This window comes from Streptomyces sp. NPDC002680 (assembly GCF_042889145.1).
GTDB lineage: Bacteria > Actinomycetota > Actinomycetes > Streptomycetales > Streptomycetaceae > Streptomyces > Streptomyces adonidis.
On record NZ_JBIAQP010000003.1, the window covers coordinates 1 to 16,221 of the forward strand.

General features: G+C 71.5%; 9 protein-coding genes and 1 rRNA gene. 3 read left to right on the plus strand and 7 right to left on the minus strand.

Annotated elements, in window-relative coordinates:
- Together ACFYXF_RS09655 and ACFYXF_RS09660 are read right to left on the minus strand one after the other, a co-directional pair.
- Positions 1-90 (minus strand): 16S ribosomal RNA (locus ACFYXF_RS09655); the annotation flags it as partial.
- A 692-nt stretch (positions 91-782) separates the two neighbouring features.
- The gene (locus ACFYXF_RS09660) at positions 783-1,331 is read right to left on the minus strand and encodes a MarR family winged helix-turn-helix transcriptional regulator (RefSeq protein ID WP_389349025.1); all 549 of its coding nucleotides are present in this window, start codon (positions 1,329-1,331) and stop codon (positions 783-785) included.
- Positions 1,332-1,478: 147 nt separating this feature from the next.
- On the opposite strand from ACFYXF_RS09660, the gene ACFYXF_RS09665 reads away from it, so the two are divergent.
- The gene (locus ACFYXF_RS09665; RefSeq protein WP_389349451.1) at positions 1,479-2,753 is read left to right on the plus strand and encodes an MFS transporter; all 1,275 of its coding nucleotides are present in this window, start codon (positions 1,479-1,481) and stop codon (positions 2,751-2,753) included.
- 28 nt (positions 2,754-2,781) lie between these two features.
- On the opposite strand, the gene ACFYXF_RS09670 is transcribed toward ACFYXF_RS09665, so the two are convergent.
- From ACFYXF_RS09670 to ACFYXF_RS09680, 3 genes are all read right to left on the minus strand, one after another.
- Complete coding sequence (locus tag ACFYXF_RS09670; protein WP_389349026.1) at positions 2,782-3,612, minus strand: class I SAM-dependent methyltransferase; 831 nt, start codon at positions 3,610-3,612, stop codon at positions 2,782-2,784.
- Positions 3,613-3,792: 180 nt separating this feature from the next.
- On the minus strand, positions 3,793-5,472 hold the full coding sequence (locus ACFYXF_RS09675) for a SpoIIE family protein phosphatase (RefSeq protein WP_389349027.1): 1,680 nt from the start codon (positions 5,470-5,472) through the stop codon (positions 3,793-3,795).
- 225 nt (positions 5,473-5,697) lie between these two features.
- On the minus strand, positions 5,698-7,077 hold the full coding sequence (locus tag ACFYXF_RS09680; RefSeq protein WP_389349028.1) for an NAD(P)/FAD-dependent oxidoreductase: 1,380 nt from the start codon (positions 7,075-7,077) through the stop codon (positions 5,698-5,700).
- Between the two features lie 380 nt (positions 7,078-7,457).
- Between ACFYXF_RS09680 and ACFYXF_RS09685 the strand changes: the two genes are divergently transcribed.
- Together ACFYXF_RS09685 and ACFYXF_RS09690 are read left to right on the plus strand one after the other, a co-directional pair.
- Positions 7,458-8,249 (plus strand): TetR/AcrR family transcriptional regulator, encoded by a 792-nt coding sequence (locus ACFYXF_RS09685; RefSeq protein WP_389349029.1) that lies wholly within the window; start codon positions 7,458-7,460, stop codon positions 8,247-8,249.
- A 187-nt stretch (positions 8,250-8,436) separates the two neighbouring features.
- Positions 8,437-10,404, plus strand: a complete 1,968-nt coding sequence (locus ACFYXF_RS09690) for a sigma-70 family RNA polymerase sigma factor (RefSeq protein WP_389349030.1) — start codon at positions 8,437-8,439, stop codon at positions 10,402-10,404.
- Here the strand turns inward: ACFYXF_RS09690 and ACFYXF_RS09695 are convergent.
- Positions 10,391-13,723: a BTAD domain-containing putative transcriptional regulator gene (locus ACFYXF_RS09695; RefSeq protein ID WP_389349031.1), complete on the minus strand. Its 3,333-nt coding sequence runs from the start codon at positions 13,721-13,723 to the stop codon at positions 10,391-10,393. The two genes, ACFYXF_RS09690 and ACFYXF_RS09695, sit on opposite strands and share 14 nt — an antisense overlap.
- 264 nt (positions 13,724-13,987) lie before the next feature.
- Entirely contained in the window at positions 13,988-16,156 is a 2,169-nt protein-coding gene (locus tag ACFYXF_RS09700; protein ID WP_389349032.1) for an asparagine synthase-related protein, read from the minus strand.
- Positions 16,157-16,221 lie beyond the last annotated feature (65 nt).

Sequence of the window (16,221 nt, forward strand, 5' to 3'; positions counted from 1 at the left end):
AATCCACCCCGAAAGGCTTCATCGTTCGACTTGCATGTGTTAAGCACGCCGCCAGCGTTCGTCCTGAGCCAGGATCAAACTCTCCGTGAATGTTTACCGGATATCCGGTGCACACACACGAGAGCGGAACAGTCAGGCGGAATAAGCCCGACCGTTCACAGCGTCCTCGCTGTGTTTGTGTTACTTCAAAGGAACCTCGACCACCACGAATGTGATGGACGGGGTATCAACATATCTGGCGTTGATTTTTGGCACGCTGTTGAGTTCTCAAGGAACGGACGCTTCCTTCGTACTCACCCTCTCGGGCTTTCCTCCGGGCAGTTTCCCTTCGGTCTTGCTGTCTTGCTGTCTTGCTTTTCCGACTCTATCAGACCGTTTTCCGATCCGATTTCCTCGGCGCTTTCCAGGTTTCCACTTTCGCGTTTCCCTTTCCGGCGGTTCCGACTCTATCAGATCCTTTCGGGCCTGATTCCCAGTCAGCGGGGCTTGTCTTCCCGGCCGTTGGGCCGTTCCGACGTCTCAAACCCTAGCGGATCCTCTCGGCGATTCCCAATCGGGCCATCGAGCTGATCGAACTCCATCACGCCCCATTCGAAATGAATTCGGGCACGCCGAAATCGTCCCGGCTGGGAGATCGTTCTGATGGTTTGGGTTGCCGCTGCTGCGGCGGAGGTGCTGCCGCAGAACCGTTACGGCCCCGTGGCAACCCGGAGAACTTTACGGATCGGGGAGGGGGATGTCAAGCGCCCCCTGTCATCCCCAGCCTGTCCCTGTCAAGATCTTCAGTCGAGGTCACTGAGTCGTCCGCCGGCGTCCGGCTGGGCGTGCTCCACGCGGCGCAGGAGACGGGTCAGGACGTCGCCTAGCCTTGTGCGCTCGTCCTGGGACAGGTCCTGGAGGAGGTCCTCCTCGAAGACCGTGGCCATGCGCATCGCCTCCAGCCACTTCTCGCGGCCCTCGTCCGTCAGCTCCACGATCACGCGGACCCGGTTGGACTCGTCGCGCTCCCTGGTGACCAGCCCCTCCGTCACCATCCGGTCGATCCGGTGCGTCATCGCGGCCGGTGTCAGGCCCAGCCGCTTGGCCAGATCGCTCGGGCCCATGCGGTAGGGGGCACCGGCCAGCACCAGCGCCTTGAGCACCTCCCACTCGGCGTTGCTGATGCCGAGCGTGGCGGTCTGGCGGCCGTACGCCACCTGCATACGCCGGTTCAGCCGGCCCAGGGCCGAGACGATCTTCTCGACCTGGGGGTCCAGGTCCCTGAACTCGCGCTGGTAGGCGGCGATCTGCTCATCGAGCGTCGGCTCGCCGACGGCGGGGGTGTCACCCATGGGAGCAGTGTCCCATGTGCGCGCTTGGTGTTGAAGTCCTTCGAGGTGTACTGTTCAATTCTTAACTTTAGCTTCGAAGTCTTCACTCCTAACCCCTTCGGTTGGCGTACGACTTCGCGATCAAGGCAGGTGAAAGTGACCAGGGCGATGGGCGCAGCGATGCGCCGGATCCATGTGGGCAACGCACTCAGCGCGTTCGGGCTCGGCTTCACCGTCCCCTATCTGTACGTCTATGTGGCGCAGGTGCGGGGACTGGGAGCCATGACGGCGGGTCTCGTACTCGCCGTCTTCGCCGTGGCCGCGCTGGTCGTGCTGCCGTTCGCCGGGCGGGCCATCGTCCGGCGCGGCCCGCTGCCGGTGCTGCTCGTCGCCCTGGTCACTGCCGCCGTCGGTTCGATGAGCCTGGGGCTCGCCGCCAATGCGACCGCCGTACTCCTCGCCGCTGTGGCGCTGGGGGCCGGGCAGGCCGTGATGCAGCCGGCGCTCGCGACGATGATCGTGGACTTCTCGTCGGCGGAGACGCGGTCGCGGGCCTTCGCGACGCAGTTCTTTCTGCAGAACCTCGGGCTCGGCGTCGGTGGGCTCATCGGCGGGCATCTCGTAGACACGACGCGGGCCGGGTCGTTCACCCTGCTGTTCTCGATCGAGGCGGCGATGTTCCTGCTGCTCGCCGTGATCATGGTGACGGTACGGATGCCTCGTTCGGCGCGGATCGACGGTGCGCCGGCTCAGGCCAAGGGCAGCTGGAAGCAGTTGCTCGGGAACCGGGCGATGGTGCAGCTGTGTGTGCTGGGCTTCGTGCTGTTCTTCGCCTGCTACGGGCAGTTCGAGTCGGGGCTGAGTGCGTACGGGGTCGAGGCGGCCGGGATCTCGACGTCCACGCTCGGGTCGGCGCTGGCGGCGAACACCGCGGTCATCGTGGTCGCGCAGTTCGCGGTACTCAAGTTTGTCGAGCGGCAGAAGCGGTCCCGGGTGATCGCGGCCGTGGGGATTCTCTGGGCCGTCGCGTGGGGCGTGGCCGGATACGCGGGGCTCGGGCACGGCAGCCAGGCCATGGCGACCGCCGCGTTCGTGTCGACGTACGCGCTGTTCGGGCTCGGGGAGGCGATGCTGTCGCCGACCGTCGCGCCGCTGGTGGCCGATCTGGCGCCGGCTGGGCTGGCCGGGCAGTACAACTCGGCGTTCGCCCTGGTGAAGCAGCTCGCGCTGGCTGTCGGTCCTGCGGTGGGCGGGCCGCTCGGGGCCTCGCTGCACGCGCCGTACATCGTGATGTTCCTGCTGTTCTCGCTGGGGATCAGCGTCCTCGCCGTACGGCTGGGGCGGCTGCTGACCCCCGTACAGAATCAGCCGTCGCTGGCGCGGCGGAGTCGGGTGGTCGCGCAGGGTGGGGCTCCGGTTGAGGCCGTAGTGCCTACTACGTAGTAGTAGGCACTCGTGCCGTCCTTCCCTGTTACCGGGTGGCTGTGGTCAGGGTTGCGGTGAAAGGGAGCGTTGCCGAGCCGTCGGGGGCCGTGTGGGCGGTCAGGGTTGTGCGGATCGTTTCCGCTGCCTCGGTGAAGGCGGCCTCGCCGCCCGTCTCCTCGATCGACTGGCCCCAGGGGACGGCAGCGAGGTGGCCGGTCACGAAGTCCGCCAGGTCTTCGAAGGCGATGGTGAAGGTGACCTCGCGGGTCGTGATGTCGTGGAAGCCGGCGGTGGTCAGGGCGGTGGTGACGCGTTCGGCCGGGCAGGAGAGCGAGGTGGCGAAACGTGCCTCCGCCTCCTTGGTGCCGTGTTGGGTGACCGCCTTGAGCTGGGCGGCGAAGTACGGGGAGCGGTCCGCGGGCGGGGTCCAGGCCGTGGCCGTGAAACGGCCGCCCGGGCGGGTGACGCGGGCCGCTTCGGTGAGTGCGGCCTCCAGGTCGGGGAAGAACTGGATGCCCTGTTGGCAGAGGACCGCGTCGAACGAGTCGTCCGGGTACGGGAGTTTGTCGGCCGGCGCCAGGGTGAACTCGATGTCCGGGTACATCCGGGGCGCGTTGCGGGCGGCGGTCCTGAGCATGCCCTCCAGGAGGTCGGCTGCGGCCACATGGCCCGTGGGGCCGACCTGGGCGGCGGCCGCGCGGGCGACGAAGCCCGTGCCGCAGGCCAGGTCGAGGACCTGGGCGCCCGGGAAGAGGTCGGCGGCCTCGACGACCGCGGTGACGAAGGGCGCCATCAGCGGGGCGCTGTAGCGCTCGTAGTGCTCCGTGGCGTCGTGTGTGGCGTTGTCTTTGAGGGGGAAACCTGTGGGATCTGCCATGCAGGAGCTACTAGCAGGCGGTGGTGGGTTCGCCTAGGGGACGCGCGCAGCGGTTGTTGGTGGCGGGGTGGCTGGTGTCCGGTGCCCGCGTCCCTGGGGGCTGCCGCCCCCAGACCCCCGCTACGGCCCTGAAGGGGCCTCGTCCTCAAACGCCGGACGGGCTGAAATACCCCCACCGGACTACTTGCCGCCCGGCAGCACGAACTCGCACCACACCGCCTTCCCGCCTCCCGGTGTCCGGCGTGATCCCCAGCTCGTGGCGATCGTCGCGACGATGGCGATGCCCCGGCCCGATTCGTCGCCGGGTTCCGCCGTGCGGCGCAGGGGGAGGTGGTCGTCGCCGTCCGTGACCTCGACGATGAGGCGGCGGTCGGTGCGGCGCAGGCGCAGGCGCATCGGGGGTGTGCCGTGCTGGAGGGAGTTCGCGACCAGTTCGCTGGCCGCCAGGACGCCCACGTCGTGCAGTTCCGTCGGGAAGCGCCAGCTCGTCAGGACGCCGGAGGCGAACGCACGCGCGCGTGGGGCCGCTTCGATGCCGCCGAGGAGTTCCAGGGCCGCGTTGCGGAACAGGTCGCTGTCGGGGCCGGTGCGGGCGGGGTGCTGGAGGACCAGGACGGCCACGTCGTCGTCGTGGTCCGCGGTGACGCCCGCCGAGCGGACCAGGCGGTCGCAGACGACCTGGGGGCTGCCCGTGGCGCCCGACAGGGCCCGCTCCAGGGCGGCGATGCCCTCGTCCAGGTCCTCGTTACGGCGTTCCACCAGGCCGTCGGTGTAGAGCACCGCCGTGGAGCCGGGGGTGAGTGGGATCGAGCCCGAGGCGTGCATCCAGCCGCCGGTGCCGAGGGGCGGGCCTGTGGGCTCATCGGCGCGCTGGACGGCACCGCTCTCGTCGCGGACCAGGATCGGGAGGTGGCCCGCGGAGGCGTACACCAGCTTGCCCTCGTTCGGGTCGTGGACGGCGTACGCGCAGGTGGCGATCTGGTTGGCGTCGATCTCCGTGGCGAGGCCGTCGAGGAGCTGGAGGACCTCGTGAGGGGGCAGGTCCAGGCGGGCGTACGCGCGGACCGCCGTACGGAGCTGGCCCATGATCGCTGCCGCGCGGACGCCTCGGCCCATGACGTCGCCGATGACGAGGGCGGTGCGGCCGCCGCCGAGGGTGATGACGTCGTACCAGTCGCCGCCGACCGCCGCCTCCGTGCCGCCGGGCTGGTAGACGGCGGCCACGCGGAGGTCGTCCGGTTCCTCCAGTTCCTGGGGGAGGAGGGAGCGCTGGAGGGTGACCGCGGTCTGGCGCTGGCTGCGTTCGCTGGCGCGCAGGCGTTCGGCGGCCTCGGCGTGGTCGGTGACGTCGGCGGCGAAGATGAGGACGCCGCCGCTCCCTTCGGGAGTGGCCGTCACGTCGACCGGCGTGCAGGTGATCGTGTACGAGCGTCCGCTGTGGGCCTTGCGGGACTTGACCGTGCGGGGCTTGGAGCTGCGCAGGACCTGGTCCAGGAGGGGCAGCAGGCCCAGTTCGTCGAGTTCGGGGGCCGCCTCGCGCGCGGGGGTGCCCTCGGGGCGTACGCCGAAGGCCGCCACATAGGCGTCGTTGACGTACGCGACGCGGTGGTCGGGGCCGTGGACGAGGGCCACCAGGGCCGGGATGCGGTCGAGGACCTCGCGCGTGGGCAGGTCGTCGACGGCAGGGAGGCAGGGCGCCTCGTCGGTGAGCTGCTCGGCGCGGGCGGCAGGTACCGAGCCGGAGCCGGAGCCCTCGCCGAGCCGGTCCGGCAGCCGGTCCGGAGTGATCGTGTGATCGGTCCGCGCTGCGGCGCGGCGCTGCGTTCCGGGAAGGCGGGCGCTCCAGCGCGTGAAGTTCACGAATCCTTGCCTCGTGTTTGTCGGCACAGGCCGGCAGCGGGTCGGCCGGAGGTACGGGGGCTGTCCCCCGGGAGATAGAGCACTTACGGAAAGCCTCGTGGAGAGAGAACGGTGGAGAGGGTCGAGAAGGTTGTGCGGTGAGGTGTGGAGCCAGTCTGGCAGTGGGGCCGGCCCCGGCCGACATCCTTCAGACGCCGGCCGGGTCCGTGGAGTTCCTGGATCCGGTCAGGACGACCCCTTCGGGTCCTGATCCGGGTTCTGAGAAGACTTCCCACCGGCCGCGAGTTCGAACTCCGCACGGGGATGTTCGAGCGAACCGAGGGAGACGATCTCCCTCTTGAAGAGCCCCGAGAGGGTCCATTCGGCGAGCACCCGAGCCTTGCGGTTGAAGGTGGGGACCCGGCTCAGGTGGTAGACGCGGTGCATGAACCAGGCAGGGTAGCCCTTCAGCTTGCGCCCGTAGACGTGTGCCACGCCCTTGTGGAGACCCAGGGAGGCTACTGAACCGACGTACTTGTGGGAGTACGTTTCGAGCGGTTCGCCCCGCAGGGAGTGGGCGATGTTGTCGCCGAGGACCTTGGCCTGGCGTACCGCGTGCTGGGCGTTGGGGGCCGTCTCCTTGCCGGGTTCCGTGGCGGTGACGTCGGGGACGGCTGCCGCGTCTCCCGCGGCCCACGCGTGCGTGGTGCCCTCGATACTCAGCTCGGCGGTGCACTTCAGGCGTCCGCGCTCGTTCAGGGGGAGGTCGGTGGCGGCGAGGAGCGGGTGGGGTTTGACGCCGGCGGTCCACACGACCGTACGGGTGGGGAAGCGGGCGCCGTCGCTGAGGACGGCGACCCGGTCCGCGCAGGAGTCGAGGCGGGTCTCCAGGCGTACGTCGATGTTGCGGCGGCGCAGCTGGGTGACGGTGTACTTGCCCATCTCCTCGCCGACCTCGGGCAGGATGCGCCCCGATGCCTCGACGAGGATCCACTTCATGTCCTCGGGCTGGACGTTGTGGTAGTAGCGGGCGGCGTAGCGGGCCATGTCCTCCAGCTCGCCGAGCGCCTCGACGCCGGCGTAGCCGCCGCCGACGAAGACGAAGGTCAGGGCCGCGTCGCGGATCGCGGGGTCGCGGGTGGAGGAGGCGATGTCCATCTGTTCGATGACGTGGTTGCGCAGGCCGATGGCCTCCTCGACCGTCTTGAAGCCGATGGCGTGTTCGGCGAGGCCGGGGATCGGCAGGGTACGGGAGACCGAGCCGGGTGCGAGGACGAGTTCGTCGTACGTCAATTGCTCGGCGCCCGTTCCCTCTTCCGTGGTGGCGAGGGTGGTCACGGTCGCGGTGCGTTTGGCGTGGTCGATCGCGGTGACCTCGCCGACGACGATCCGGCACCGGTCGAGCACCCGGCGCAGCGGTACGACGACATGGCGGGGTGAGATGGAGCCCGCGGCCGCCTCCGGGAGGAACGGCTGATAGGTCATGTACGGGTCCGGCGTGACGACGGTGATGTCGACCTGGCCCCGCTTCAGCTCCTGCTGGAGCTTCCGCTGGAGGCGCAGAGCCGTGTACATCCCGACGTAGCCGCCGCCGACAACGAGAATGCGCGCACGTTCCTTCACCATCCCATGACGCACCCAGCGCTGGCGTTTGTCCACAGGCCCGACAATTTGTGTGACCGGCGGGCGGTCGACCGCAACCTTGCCCGAATCGCCGGCGTGCGGGGCAGGACCGCAGGTCAGCGGGTGTGAGCCGGGTACCAGGAAGGGGCGCAACCGGGACGTATCCAACCCGTACTCCGATCGGGCGCCACCCCGTGCGGAACGTGCCCCTTCTGAATTGACCCTCGCTCAACTATGTTCGTAGGTCGACGGGGTGTAGGGGGATGCGCTCTTTCGGGTCCGTTCCGCGACGGGTGGGCCCGTGGTTCAGTGCTTGTTCCGCACGCTCCGGCTGCCAATGGCGGGGAGTCTCCGGGGGGAGACGTCATTACCGGGGGAACGTTATGCACATTCAGGATTCTCGTTGGACAAGCGCGTCCGCCATCGCACCAGGCGGACCGATCAGCGCGGCGGGGGGCAACGGACGCGGTGAAGGATCGCGTTCGGCGCCGCTGCGCGTGGACGCACAGCGCAATCTGGAGCACGTGCTGCGCGCGGCACGTGAGGTCTTCGGCGAGCTGGGATACGGCGCGCCGATGGAGGACGTGGCGCGGCGCGCGCGGGTGGGTGTCGGCACGGTGTACCGGCGCTTCCCGAGCAAGGACGTCCTGGTCAGGCGGATAGCCGAGGAGGAGACCTCCCGGCTGACCGACCAGGCCCGTGCGGCGCTCGGGCAGGAGGACGAGCCGTGGTCGGCGCTGTCGCGCTTCCTGCGGACGTCGGTGGCCTCGGGCGCGGGGCGGCTGCTGCCGCCGCAGATACTGCGGGTGGGTGTCGCGGACGACGACGGATCCGGCTCCGACTCCGGTGACATCGGCTTCGACGAGGCTCGGGTGCCGCAGCAGCGGTCCCAGCACATGGGTTCCGGTTCCGGGGAGCTGCGGCTGGTCTCCGAGGACGCGGCGGCCGCCGCGCTGGCGGACGACGCGGGTGCGACGGCGCTGCTCGACGTGGTGGGCCGGCTCGTGGAGCGGGCGCGCGAGGCGGGCGAGCTGCGGCCGGACGTGTCGGTGTCGGACGTACTGCTGGTGATCGCGACGGCGGCGCCCTCGCTGCCGGACGCGGCGCAGCAGGCGGCGGCCTCTTCGCGGCTGCTGGACATCCTGCTGGAGGGGTTGCGGTCGCGGCCCCTGTGACGTCCATGGATGTGTCGGCCGAGCGGCGCTCGTTCGGGTGAACGCTAGTACCTCATTGCGGGAAGTCCCCACGGACGAGTGGTTGGTCCGTCCCAGAGGGTCCTGAACAAAAGCCAATATGGCACTCTGGCCCGGTGTTCGGGACTCGATGCACAGGAAGCTGTGCAGGCGGCGGGGGCTTTCCGCGATGAGCTTTGACGGGCGGGACGAGTCATTCGACGACGGTGACCCGGAGACCGGCGGCGAGCTGACCTCGCACCAGGTGCCGAGCCAGGGCGGGCCCTCCGGCGGGTACCCGGAGTACCTGAACGACCCGACGGAGAACAGCGTCCCCGCGCAGCGCGAGGGCAGCGTGCTGCCGCCCCGCGCGGACAGTGTGCTGCCGCCGCCCATCGAACTGCCGCCGTCCGACACCGACCTGATCGGGCGGATGCGCTCGGGCGACGACACGGCGTACGAGGAGCTGTACCGACGTCACGCCGACGCCGTACGCCGGTACGCGCGCACCTGCTGCCGCGACGGCCACACCGCCGACGACCTCACCGCCGAGGTCTTCGCCCGTATGCTCCAGGCGGTGCGCGGCGGCTCGGGACCCGAGTACGCCGTACGCGCCTATCTGCTCACGACCGTCCGCCGGGTCGCCGCGAACTGGACGACGTCGGCGAAGCGCGAGCAACTGGTCGACGACTTCGCGGTGTTCGCGGCGCAGGCCGCGCGCGGCTCCGAGCTGTCCACGATGTCCGACAGCGACACACTGGACCTCGGCGCGGACGTCCGCGCAATGCACGAGGCCGAACAGTCCATGGCCATGCAGGCGTTCCGGTCGCTGCCCGAGCGGTGGCAGGCCGTGCTGTGGCACACCGAGGTCGAGGACGAGTCGCCGAGCGAGGTCGCCACCCTGTTCGGGCTGGACGCCAACGGCACGCGCGTGCTCGCCAGCCGGGCCCGCGAAGGGCTCAAGCAGGCCTACCTCCAGGCCCATGTCAGCGTCACCCTCGCCACCGACGAGGAGTGCTCCCGCTACGCCGACCGGCTCGGCGCCTACGCGCGCGGGGGCCTGCGCACCCGGGCCGAACGGGGGCTGCGCAAGCATCTGGAGGAGTGCGCCAAGTGCCGGCTGGCCGCGGGCCAGATCAAGGAGGTCGCGAGCGGCATCCCCGCCGTCGTACCGATCGCGGTCATCGGCTGGTTCGGCGCCGCCGGGTACGCCAAGGTGGCCGCGCTGGTCGCCGGGGGCGCCGGAGCGGGTGCGGTGGGCGTCGGCGGCGCGGCGGCCGCGGCGAGCGGTTCGTCGTCCGGCGGGGCCGGTGGCGGCGCGGCGGCCTCTGAGGGGCTGGGCGCGCCGGTGAAGGCGGGGATCGTGGCGGGGGTGGTCGCCGTGGGGATCGCGGCGGTGGTGTTCGCGCTGGCCAACAACGAGGTCCCGAAGGACAAGGACAGGGACAGGGCGGTGTCCGAGCCGTCCAGGGCCGCTCCGGTGGTCCCGCCCGAGGCGCCGACGCCGAGCCCGAGTCCTCCGCCCACGACGCCCGATCCGGCGCCTCCGGCCCTGGTACCGGCTGCGGCGCCCAAGCCCACCCCGACCCCCACACCGACTCCGTCCCCAACGCCCACCCCGAGACCCACGCCTACGCCCACACCGACTCCGACCCCCAGCCCGACGCCGACACCGACGCCCACTCCCACCCCGACGCCGCCCGCTCCCCCGCCACCGCCCGCCCCGGCCGACTACCCGTTGAACGAGCTGCAGTACGGCGCCTTCGGCGACGGCACCAAGCCCGAGATGCGGCTCGGCGAGAGCAGTTGGGTGTGGCAGCGGTGGGGGGTGTCGATCGCGGGCAAGCAGTACGAGCGCGGGGTGACCGTCCACGGGGAGTCCTCGGTCACCATCGATCTCAACCGCGACTGTGCCTCGTACGACGCCCTGGTCGGTGTCGACGACCTGACGCTGGGCTTCGGCCAGGTCCGCTTCTCGGTGTTCGCGGACGGGGAGCGGATGTGGCGGTCCGAGCTGATCCAGGGCGGCCAGGAGGCCGTGCCCGTCCATGTCGACCTCGCCGGGCGCAAGACGATCCGCCTGGTCGTGGAGCCCCACTCGGCGTTCGACTCGGTGGCGCTCGCGGACTGGGCGGATTCCAGGTTCATGTGCCGGTGACGCCGGTGACGGGGATGTCCAGTCGGGTGAGTTCGTCCAGGACGTCGTGCACGGTGAGTGTCGATCCGGTCGTACGTTCGGACTCGTAGCGTTCCGGTCCCAGGGCGGTGCGGGCCTTGCGCTCCGTCTCCTCGGCCCGTGCGCGGTCCGGCATCGGGCGCGGGCGGGCGCCACGCCAGCTGCGGGAGGCGGCGAGCAGGCGGACCGCGCGCGAGTGGTCGTCGAGGCGGGCCAGCAGTCCCGCCGTGGCGTCCACGATCGCCGCCGTGACCACCTCGGCGCAGCCCCGCGCCACGGCCTCGCGCAGGGTGGCGGTCAGTTTCACCACGCCCTGCGCGGGCCCGTGCTCCTCGGCCGTGACGAGGGCGTCCATCGCGTTCAGCCCCGCCATGAACTGCGGCGGCGGTGTGCCCCGCGCGATCTCCGCGCGGGACTCCTCGCACATCGCCCGCGCGCCGGCGACATCCTGGTCGTCCAGCGCCAGCTGCGCCCGCAGCAGCAGGACGAACGCCCGGGAGTCCGCCACCCCGGAACGGTCGGCCGCCGCGCTCGCCTCGTCCAGCGCGGCCAGCGCCCTGGCGCGGTCGCCCTCGCGGTAGGCGATCTCGGCGAGCCGCGCGATCAGGAACGGTGCCTCGGCGTGGGCGCCCACCTCGTGGGCGAGCCGCAGCGCCTCCTCGTACTCCCCCGCGGCCTCCTCGAAGACGCCACGCGCCATGGCGGCCTCGCCGGCCGCGCTGCACACCTGGGCCCGCAGCCAGCGGTCGCCGACCCGGCGGCTGAGCACGCGCAGCTCCGCGAGGTCGTCGTCCACACCCCGGCCGAGCAGGCCGCCCGGTGAGTCGACGACCATGTGCGTACGGAACATCAGGCTCGCCGCGACTTCCCAGTCGCCGCCGTGCTCACGGCAGTTGGCGATCACCGTGTCCAGGGCGGCGGCCACGTCCGGGAGGCTGGGGCGGGGTGTGCCGGTGCCGTCGGGGGGCGGGGAGCCGGGTCCGTCGGCGTCGGCGAGGATCGTGAGCGGCCAGGCGAGGCCCGGCAGGCGGGCCGACTCCGGGCCGCCGCGCTTGAAGTGGGCGCGGACCTCGGCGACGCGCTGGTGCCAGTTCTCGCCTCGGGGTGCAGCGATCGGGTCCGCGTCGACGGCCAGGAAGATGTGGTACATGTGGACGTTCATTCGGAGATTCGTGCGGATGTTCGCATGGCGGGGCCGGGCGTCTGCCTGCGCTTCGGCCGAAGTCCCCAGGTTCACTATCCGCGTCAGCCATTCCATGGCCTCCCGGCGGAAGTTGCGCAGCCACCAGAACCAGCCCATCGCGAGGGCCAGGGCGGCGGCCTCCTCCTCGTCGCCCGCCCTGATCGAGCGGTCGAGGGCCGCCCGGATGTTGTCCAGCTCGGTCTCCAGGCGGGCGATCCACGGGAGTTGCTCGGCGGAGCGGAGCAGGGGATCGGCCTTCTCCACCAGCGCGCGCACCCACGCGCGGTGCCGTCGTTCGACGGCGGTGCGCTGCTCGGGGGCCTCGGCGGCGCGCTCGGTGGCGTACTCGTGGATGGTCTCCAGGAGGCGGTAGCGCATGCCGGGGGTCCCGGTGCCGGTCTCTGTACCTGTGCCGTCTCCCTCGTGCGGGGTCGCGACTATCAGGGACTTGTCCACGAGCGCGCCCATGAGGTCGGCCGCCCGGCCGCCGCACACCGCCTCCGCGGCGGTGAGGTCCCAGCCGCCCGCGAAGACGGAGACCTCGCGCAGGACCGTCCGCTCCCGCTCGTCGAGCAGGTCCCAGGACCAGTCGACGACCGCGCGCAGGGTCTGCTGGCGGGGCAGTACCGTGCGGCTTCCGGAGGTGAGGAGGCGGAAGCGGTCGTCCAGGCGGTCGGCGATCTGACGAGGGGTGAGCAGGCGGAGGCGGGCGGCGGCCAGTTCGATGGCCAGGGGCAGTCCGTCGAGCCGGCGGCAGATCTCCGCGACCGCCTCGGTGTCGCGGAGGGCGGTGTCCGCGTCGGGGCGTACGGCGGCGGCGCGCTCCTCGAAGAGGCGGCGGGCCGGGTCGGGGAGCAGGGGCTCGACCGGGCGCACCGACTCGCCGGGGACGCCCAGGGGTTCACGGCTGGTGGCGAGGATCGTGAGCCCGGGGCAGTGGGTGAGCAGGGTTTCGGCGAGTTCGGCCGCCGCGTCGATGACGTGTTCGCAGTTGTCAAGGATCAGGAGCTGGCTGCGCGGGGCGCAGTACTCGATGAGCAGGGCGAGCGGGTCGTCCTGCGGGGTCGTCAGCTCGGTGGTCATGAGCACGGTCTCGCGCAGACCGAGCGCGCTGACCACCGCGCCTGGCACCGCCTCCGGCCGGTCGAGCGGGGCCAGCTCGACGAGCCACGCCTGGGGGAGGCCGGCGGCGGCCTCCTCGGCGAGACGGGTCTTTCCGGAACCGCCCGGTCCGATGAGGGTGACGAGACGGGTCCTGTGCACATCCGAACGGATGGCCTCGATCTCGGGTTCCCGGCCGACGAAAGATGTCAGTCGGGGGCGGATGTTGCTGTGGCGGTGGGGGTGGCAGTTTTCAGCAGGGGTGGGGGTGGCGCTGTGGGTGGGAGTGGCCTGCTGGGGTGCTTGTGTCAGCAACTCCTTGTGCAGGGTTCGTAGTTCCGGGCCCGGGTCCGTGCCCAGGCCCTCCGCCAGGGTTCGGCGGGCCGTCTCGTACGCGGCGAGGGCGTCCGCGTTGCGGCCCGTGTCGCGCAGGGCGCGGATGAGGAGGGCGTGCAGCGGTTCGTCGTACGGGTGGGCATGCGTCAGTTCCTGCAGCTCCGGTACGGCGTCCGCTGCCCGGCCGAGTCTCAGGTTCGCCTCCACGCGCGCGCGTGTCGCCTCGCGGCGCAGGGCCTCCGGGCGGGTTGCCGCGGTGCGGTCGGGGAGGTCTGCGAGGGCTGGGCCTCGCCACAGGGCGAGGGCCTCGGAGAGGGCGCGCGCGGCGGTCGTGGGGTCGGCTCGGTCCAGGGCCGCCTTGCCCTGTCGTACGAGGTGTTCGAAGACGTGGAGGTCTATGTCGGCCCGGGTCGCTGCGAGGCGGTAGCCGCCGGGGTCCGAGGTGATGGTGTCTTTGCCCAGGGTGCGGCGTAGGCGGCCGATGAGGGCCTGGAGGGCTGCGGGGGCGTCCTTGGGCGGGGTGTTCGCCCAGATCTCGTCTATCAGGGTTTCGGGGGTGGTGGTGTGGTTGGGGCGGAGGGCGAGGGCGGTGAGGAGGGCTCGTACTCGGGGGCCGCCTATGGGTACGACGGTGCCGTGGTCGTCCTGGACCTGGGTGACGCCCAGGATTCTGTACCGCACGGGCCTATTCTCGCCCCCGCCGCCCTTACCCGTTCCCATCCTCGGGGGCGCTGCCCCCGAACCCCCTTGTCCTCAAACGCCGGACGGGCTGGGTGGGGGTGCGGCGGGTGGGTGGGAAGGTCGCGCTATGCGCTCGTCCTCAAACGCCGGACGGGCTGACTATCCAGCCCGTCCGGCGTTTGAGGACAAAGGGGGGTCTGGGGGCGCAGCCCCCAGGGATGGGAACGGGTAGGGGCGGCGGGGGCGAAGAAGAGTTTGAGGGTGTCACCCCCGGCGGGCTCCCGCGCCCGCTCCCAGCGCTCCCCTTTGGGGGGTGATTCCCGCCGGTACCGCTCGTTGGCGGGCCGGGGTGCCGGTCCAGCAGGTGCCTCGGCGGGAGAGGAGGCGGCGTAGCCAGACCTCCAGGGAGACCAGGTCCGCGAGGCCGTCCAGGGGGAGGGGTTCGCCCTCTGCGGCGGCGCGCAGGGCCTTGCGGACCACCCTTGCCTCCACCAGGCCCGCCTCCGCCAGCAGCGGCGTGTCGAACAGGGTCATCAGCTGCTCCACCGACACCCTCAGGCCCGTACGCGACGCCGCTGCCGTCGTCGCGTGCGACGGCGCGCCCCAGCCGGCGGGCAGGTCCGCCACGCCGGCGCCTTCGAGGACCGTACGGAGGATGGATGCTCTGGCGCCCGGCTGGACCCGTAGGGCCTCCGGGAGGGCTCGACAGGCCCTCACCACCTGGTTGTCCAGGAACGGCGTGTGCAGGCGCTGGAAGCGGATCTCCGCCGCCTGTTCCAGGACCCGTACGTCCGACGCCTGACGGGCCAGCGCCGCCCGCGCGCGGAAGTCTCCGGGGCGTTGGCCGGGGCCCACACCGGCGCCCGCCCGGTCCGTCGCCCAGTTCAGGCGAACCGATACTTCAGCCAGCGCCTCACCGGTCAGCCAGCGCGCGGCGGGGCCCGGTCTGGCCCAGGTGAGGGCTGCCAGTGAGGCTCCGACCGCGCCCCCGGGCTCGTCGAAGCGGCGCTGCATCAGGCGGTCGGCGAGATTCTCTATCCCCGCCTTGTAGGGCGTACGGGCGAGCTTGCGGGCGGCGCCGTACACGCGCGCGGGGACCATCACCGAGCCGTCGGCCTTCGCGAGCGCCGCCACCGGACGGACCAGGTGACGTCGTTTGCGGTCCATGAGGAGGTCGGCGAGGCGGGCGGGGTGGGCGTCCAGGACCTGGCGGGCGCCGTAGCCCGTGAAGTGGTCCGCGCTGCCTGAGGCCAGGCGCGCGCGGTGTCTGGCCGCCGTCACCAGGCTGGGGCCCGGTTCGTCCGTCAACGGGCCGTCCAGGTCTGCGTACGGGAGGACGTCCTCCTCGCCCGTCACCACCACGTGGTGCAGGCGCGGGTTCGCCGCCAGGGTCCCCGCCCGCTCCAGTTCCGCCTCGCGCCCGCCCACCGACAGGTCGTTGAACGTCACCGCCAGCAGCCGCTCCCCCGCGCCCGTGCCGTGCCCGAGGACCGTCCCGGGCATGCCCGGAAGGCCGGCCGCGAGGAGGGCCAGAGTTCCCGAGGCCGGGCCGCCGGAGAGGTCCGCCCCTATCCCCGGTACGGGCATCCCGCGCGCGGCACGCCGTTCCGCCGGGCCCATCCCGGGCACAGGCCCGGGGTCCATGTTGGCGTCGGGCACATGGCGAGGGGCGGACAGCCGGGCGCGTACCGCCTCGACCAGCGCGTCCCGTACGCCGTCCACCGCGCTGTCGGGGTCCACGGAGGCCGCCGCGACCGCGAGGGAGGCCACCGGCTCGTACCCGGCGATCTCACGCGCCCCGGCGCGCAGGATCAGCGCATGCCCCGGCGGGATGCGCCGTACGCCGTCGTAGGGCGTCGAGTCGTGCAGCGCGGCCGGTACGTCGGGGGCCGCGAGGAGCGCGGCGAGGTGGCCGAAGTCGAGGTTGGCCTCGATGAGGTCGGCGAGCGGTAGGGCCGCCGTCGCATAGGCCGTACCGCCCGCCCAGGGGGTGTAGAACACCGGGCGCGCGCCCGCCAGGTCGCCGCAGACCATGAGCCGGCGTCCCACCTGGACGATGGCCGTGTAGCTGCCCGGCCAGGCCGTCAGATGGCGAAGTGCCCCTCCGCGGGCGGCGAACAGGGCCACGCGGAGTTGTTCGTCGGTCGCGCCGCAGGTGCCGAGCACCGCGATGCGGGTCTGTTCGTCGGCCCGTACGACGCGGACCTCGTCGGGGCGCCAGTCGCCGACCGCCCAGAGCGGATCGGGGTCTCCCCACAGGAGTTGGGAGCCGACCGGGTGGACCGTCTCACCGTCATAGCCGGTCGCGCCCGCCGCGTATCCCGCCCCGACTCCGGTGCCGTTCCCGACTCCGTCGGCCGCGTACCCCGCGGGCCCGGTCGCGTATTTGGCGGCCACAGCTGCGGTGCTGCTCCATCCCACCAACCACCGCATCGACGCCTCCACAGGCTGTGGACAACCAGTGCACCGTACGAACTCGGCACCATGCTGCCATGAAG

Bases quoted from the DNA above. Each gene is read 5' to 3' on its own strand.
- ACFYXF_RS09680 (WP_389349028.1), bottom strand. From the start codon at position 7,077: ATGGTGAAGGAACGTGCGCGCATTCTCGTTGTCGGCGGCGGCTACGTC.
- ACFYXF_RS09670 (WP_389349026.1), bottom strand. From the start codon at position 3,612: ATGGCAGATCCCACAGGTTTCCCCCTCAAAGACAACGCCACACACGAC.
- ACFYXF_RS09665 (WP_389349451.1), top strand. From the start codon at position 1,479: ATGGGCGCAGCGATGCGCCGGATCCATGTGGGCAACGCACTCAGCGCG.
- ACFYXF_RS09685 (WP_389349029.1), top strand. From the start codon at position 7,458: ATGCACATTCAGGATTCTCGTTGGACAAGCGCGTCCGCCATCGCACCA.
- ACFYXF_RS09690 (WP_389349030.1), top strand. From the start codon at position 8,437: ATGAGCTTTGACGGGCGGGACGAGTCATTCGACGACGGTGACCCGGAG.
- ACFYXF_RS09700 (WP_389349032.1), bottom strand. From the start codon at position 16,156: ATGCGGTGGTTGGTGGGATGGAGCAGCACCGCAGCTGTGGCCGCCAAA.
- ACFYXF_RS09660 (WP_389349025.1), bottom strand. From the start codon at position 1,331: ATGGGTGACACCCCCGCCGTCGGCGAGCCGACGCTCGATGAGCAGATC.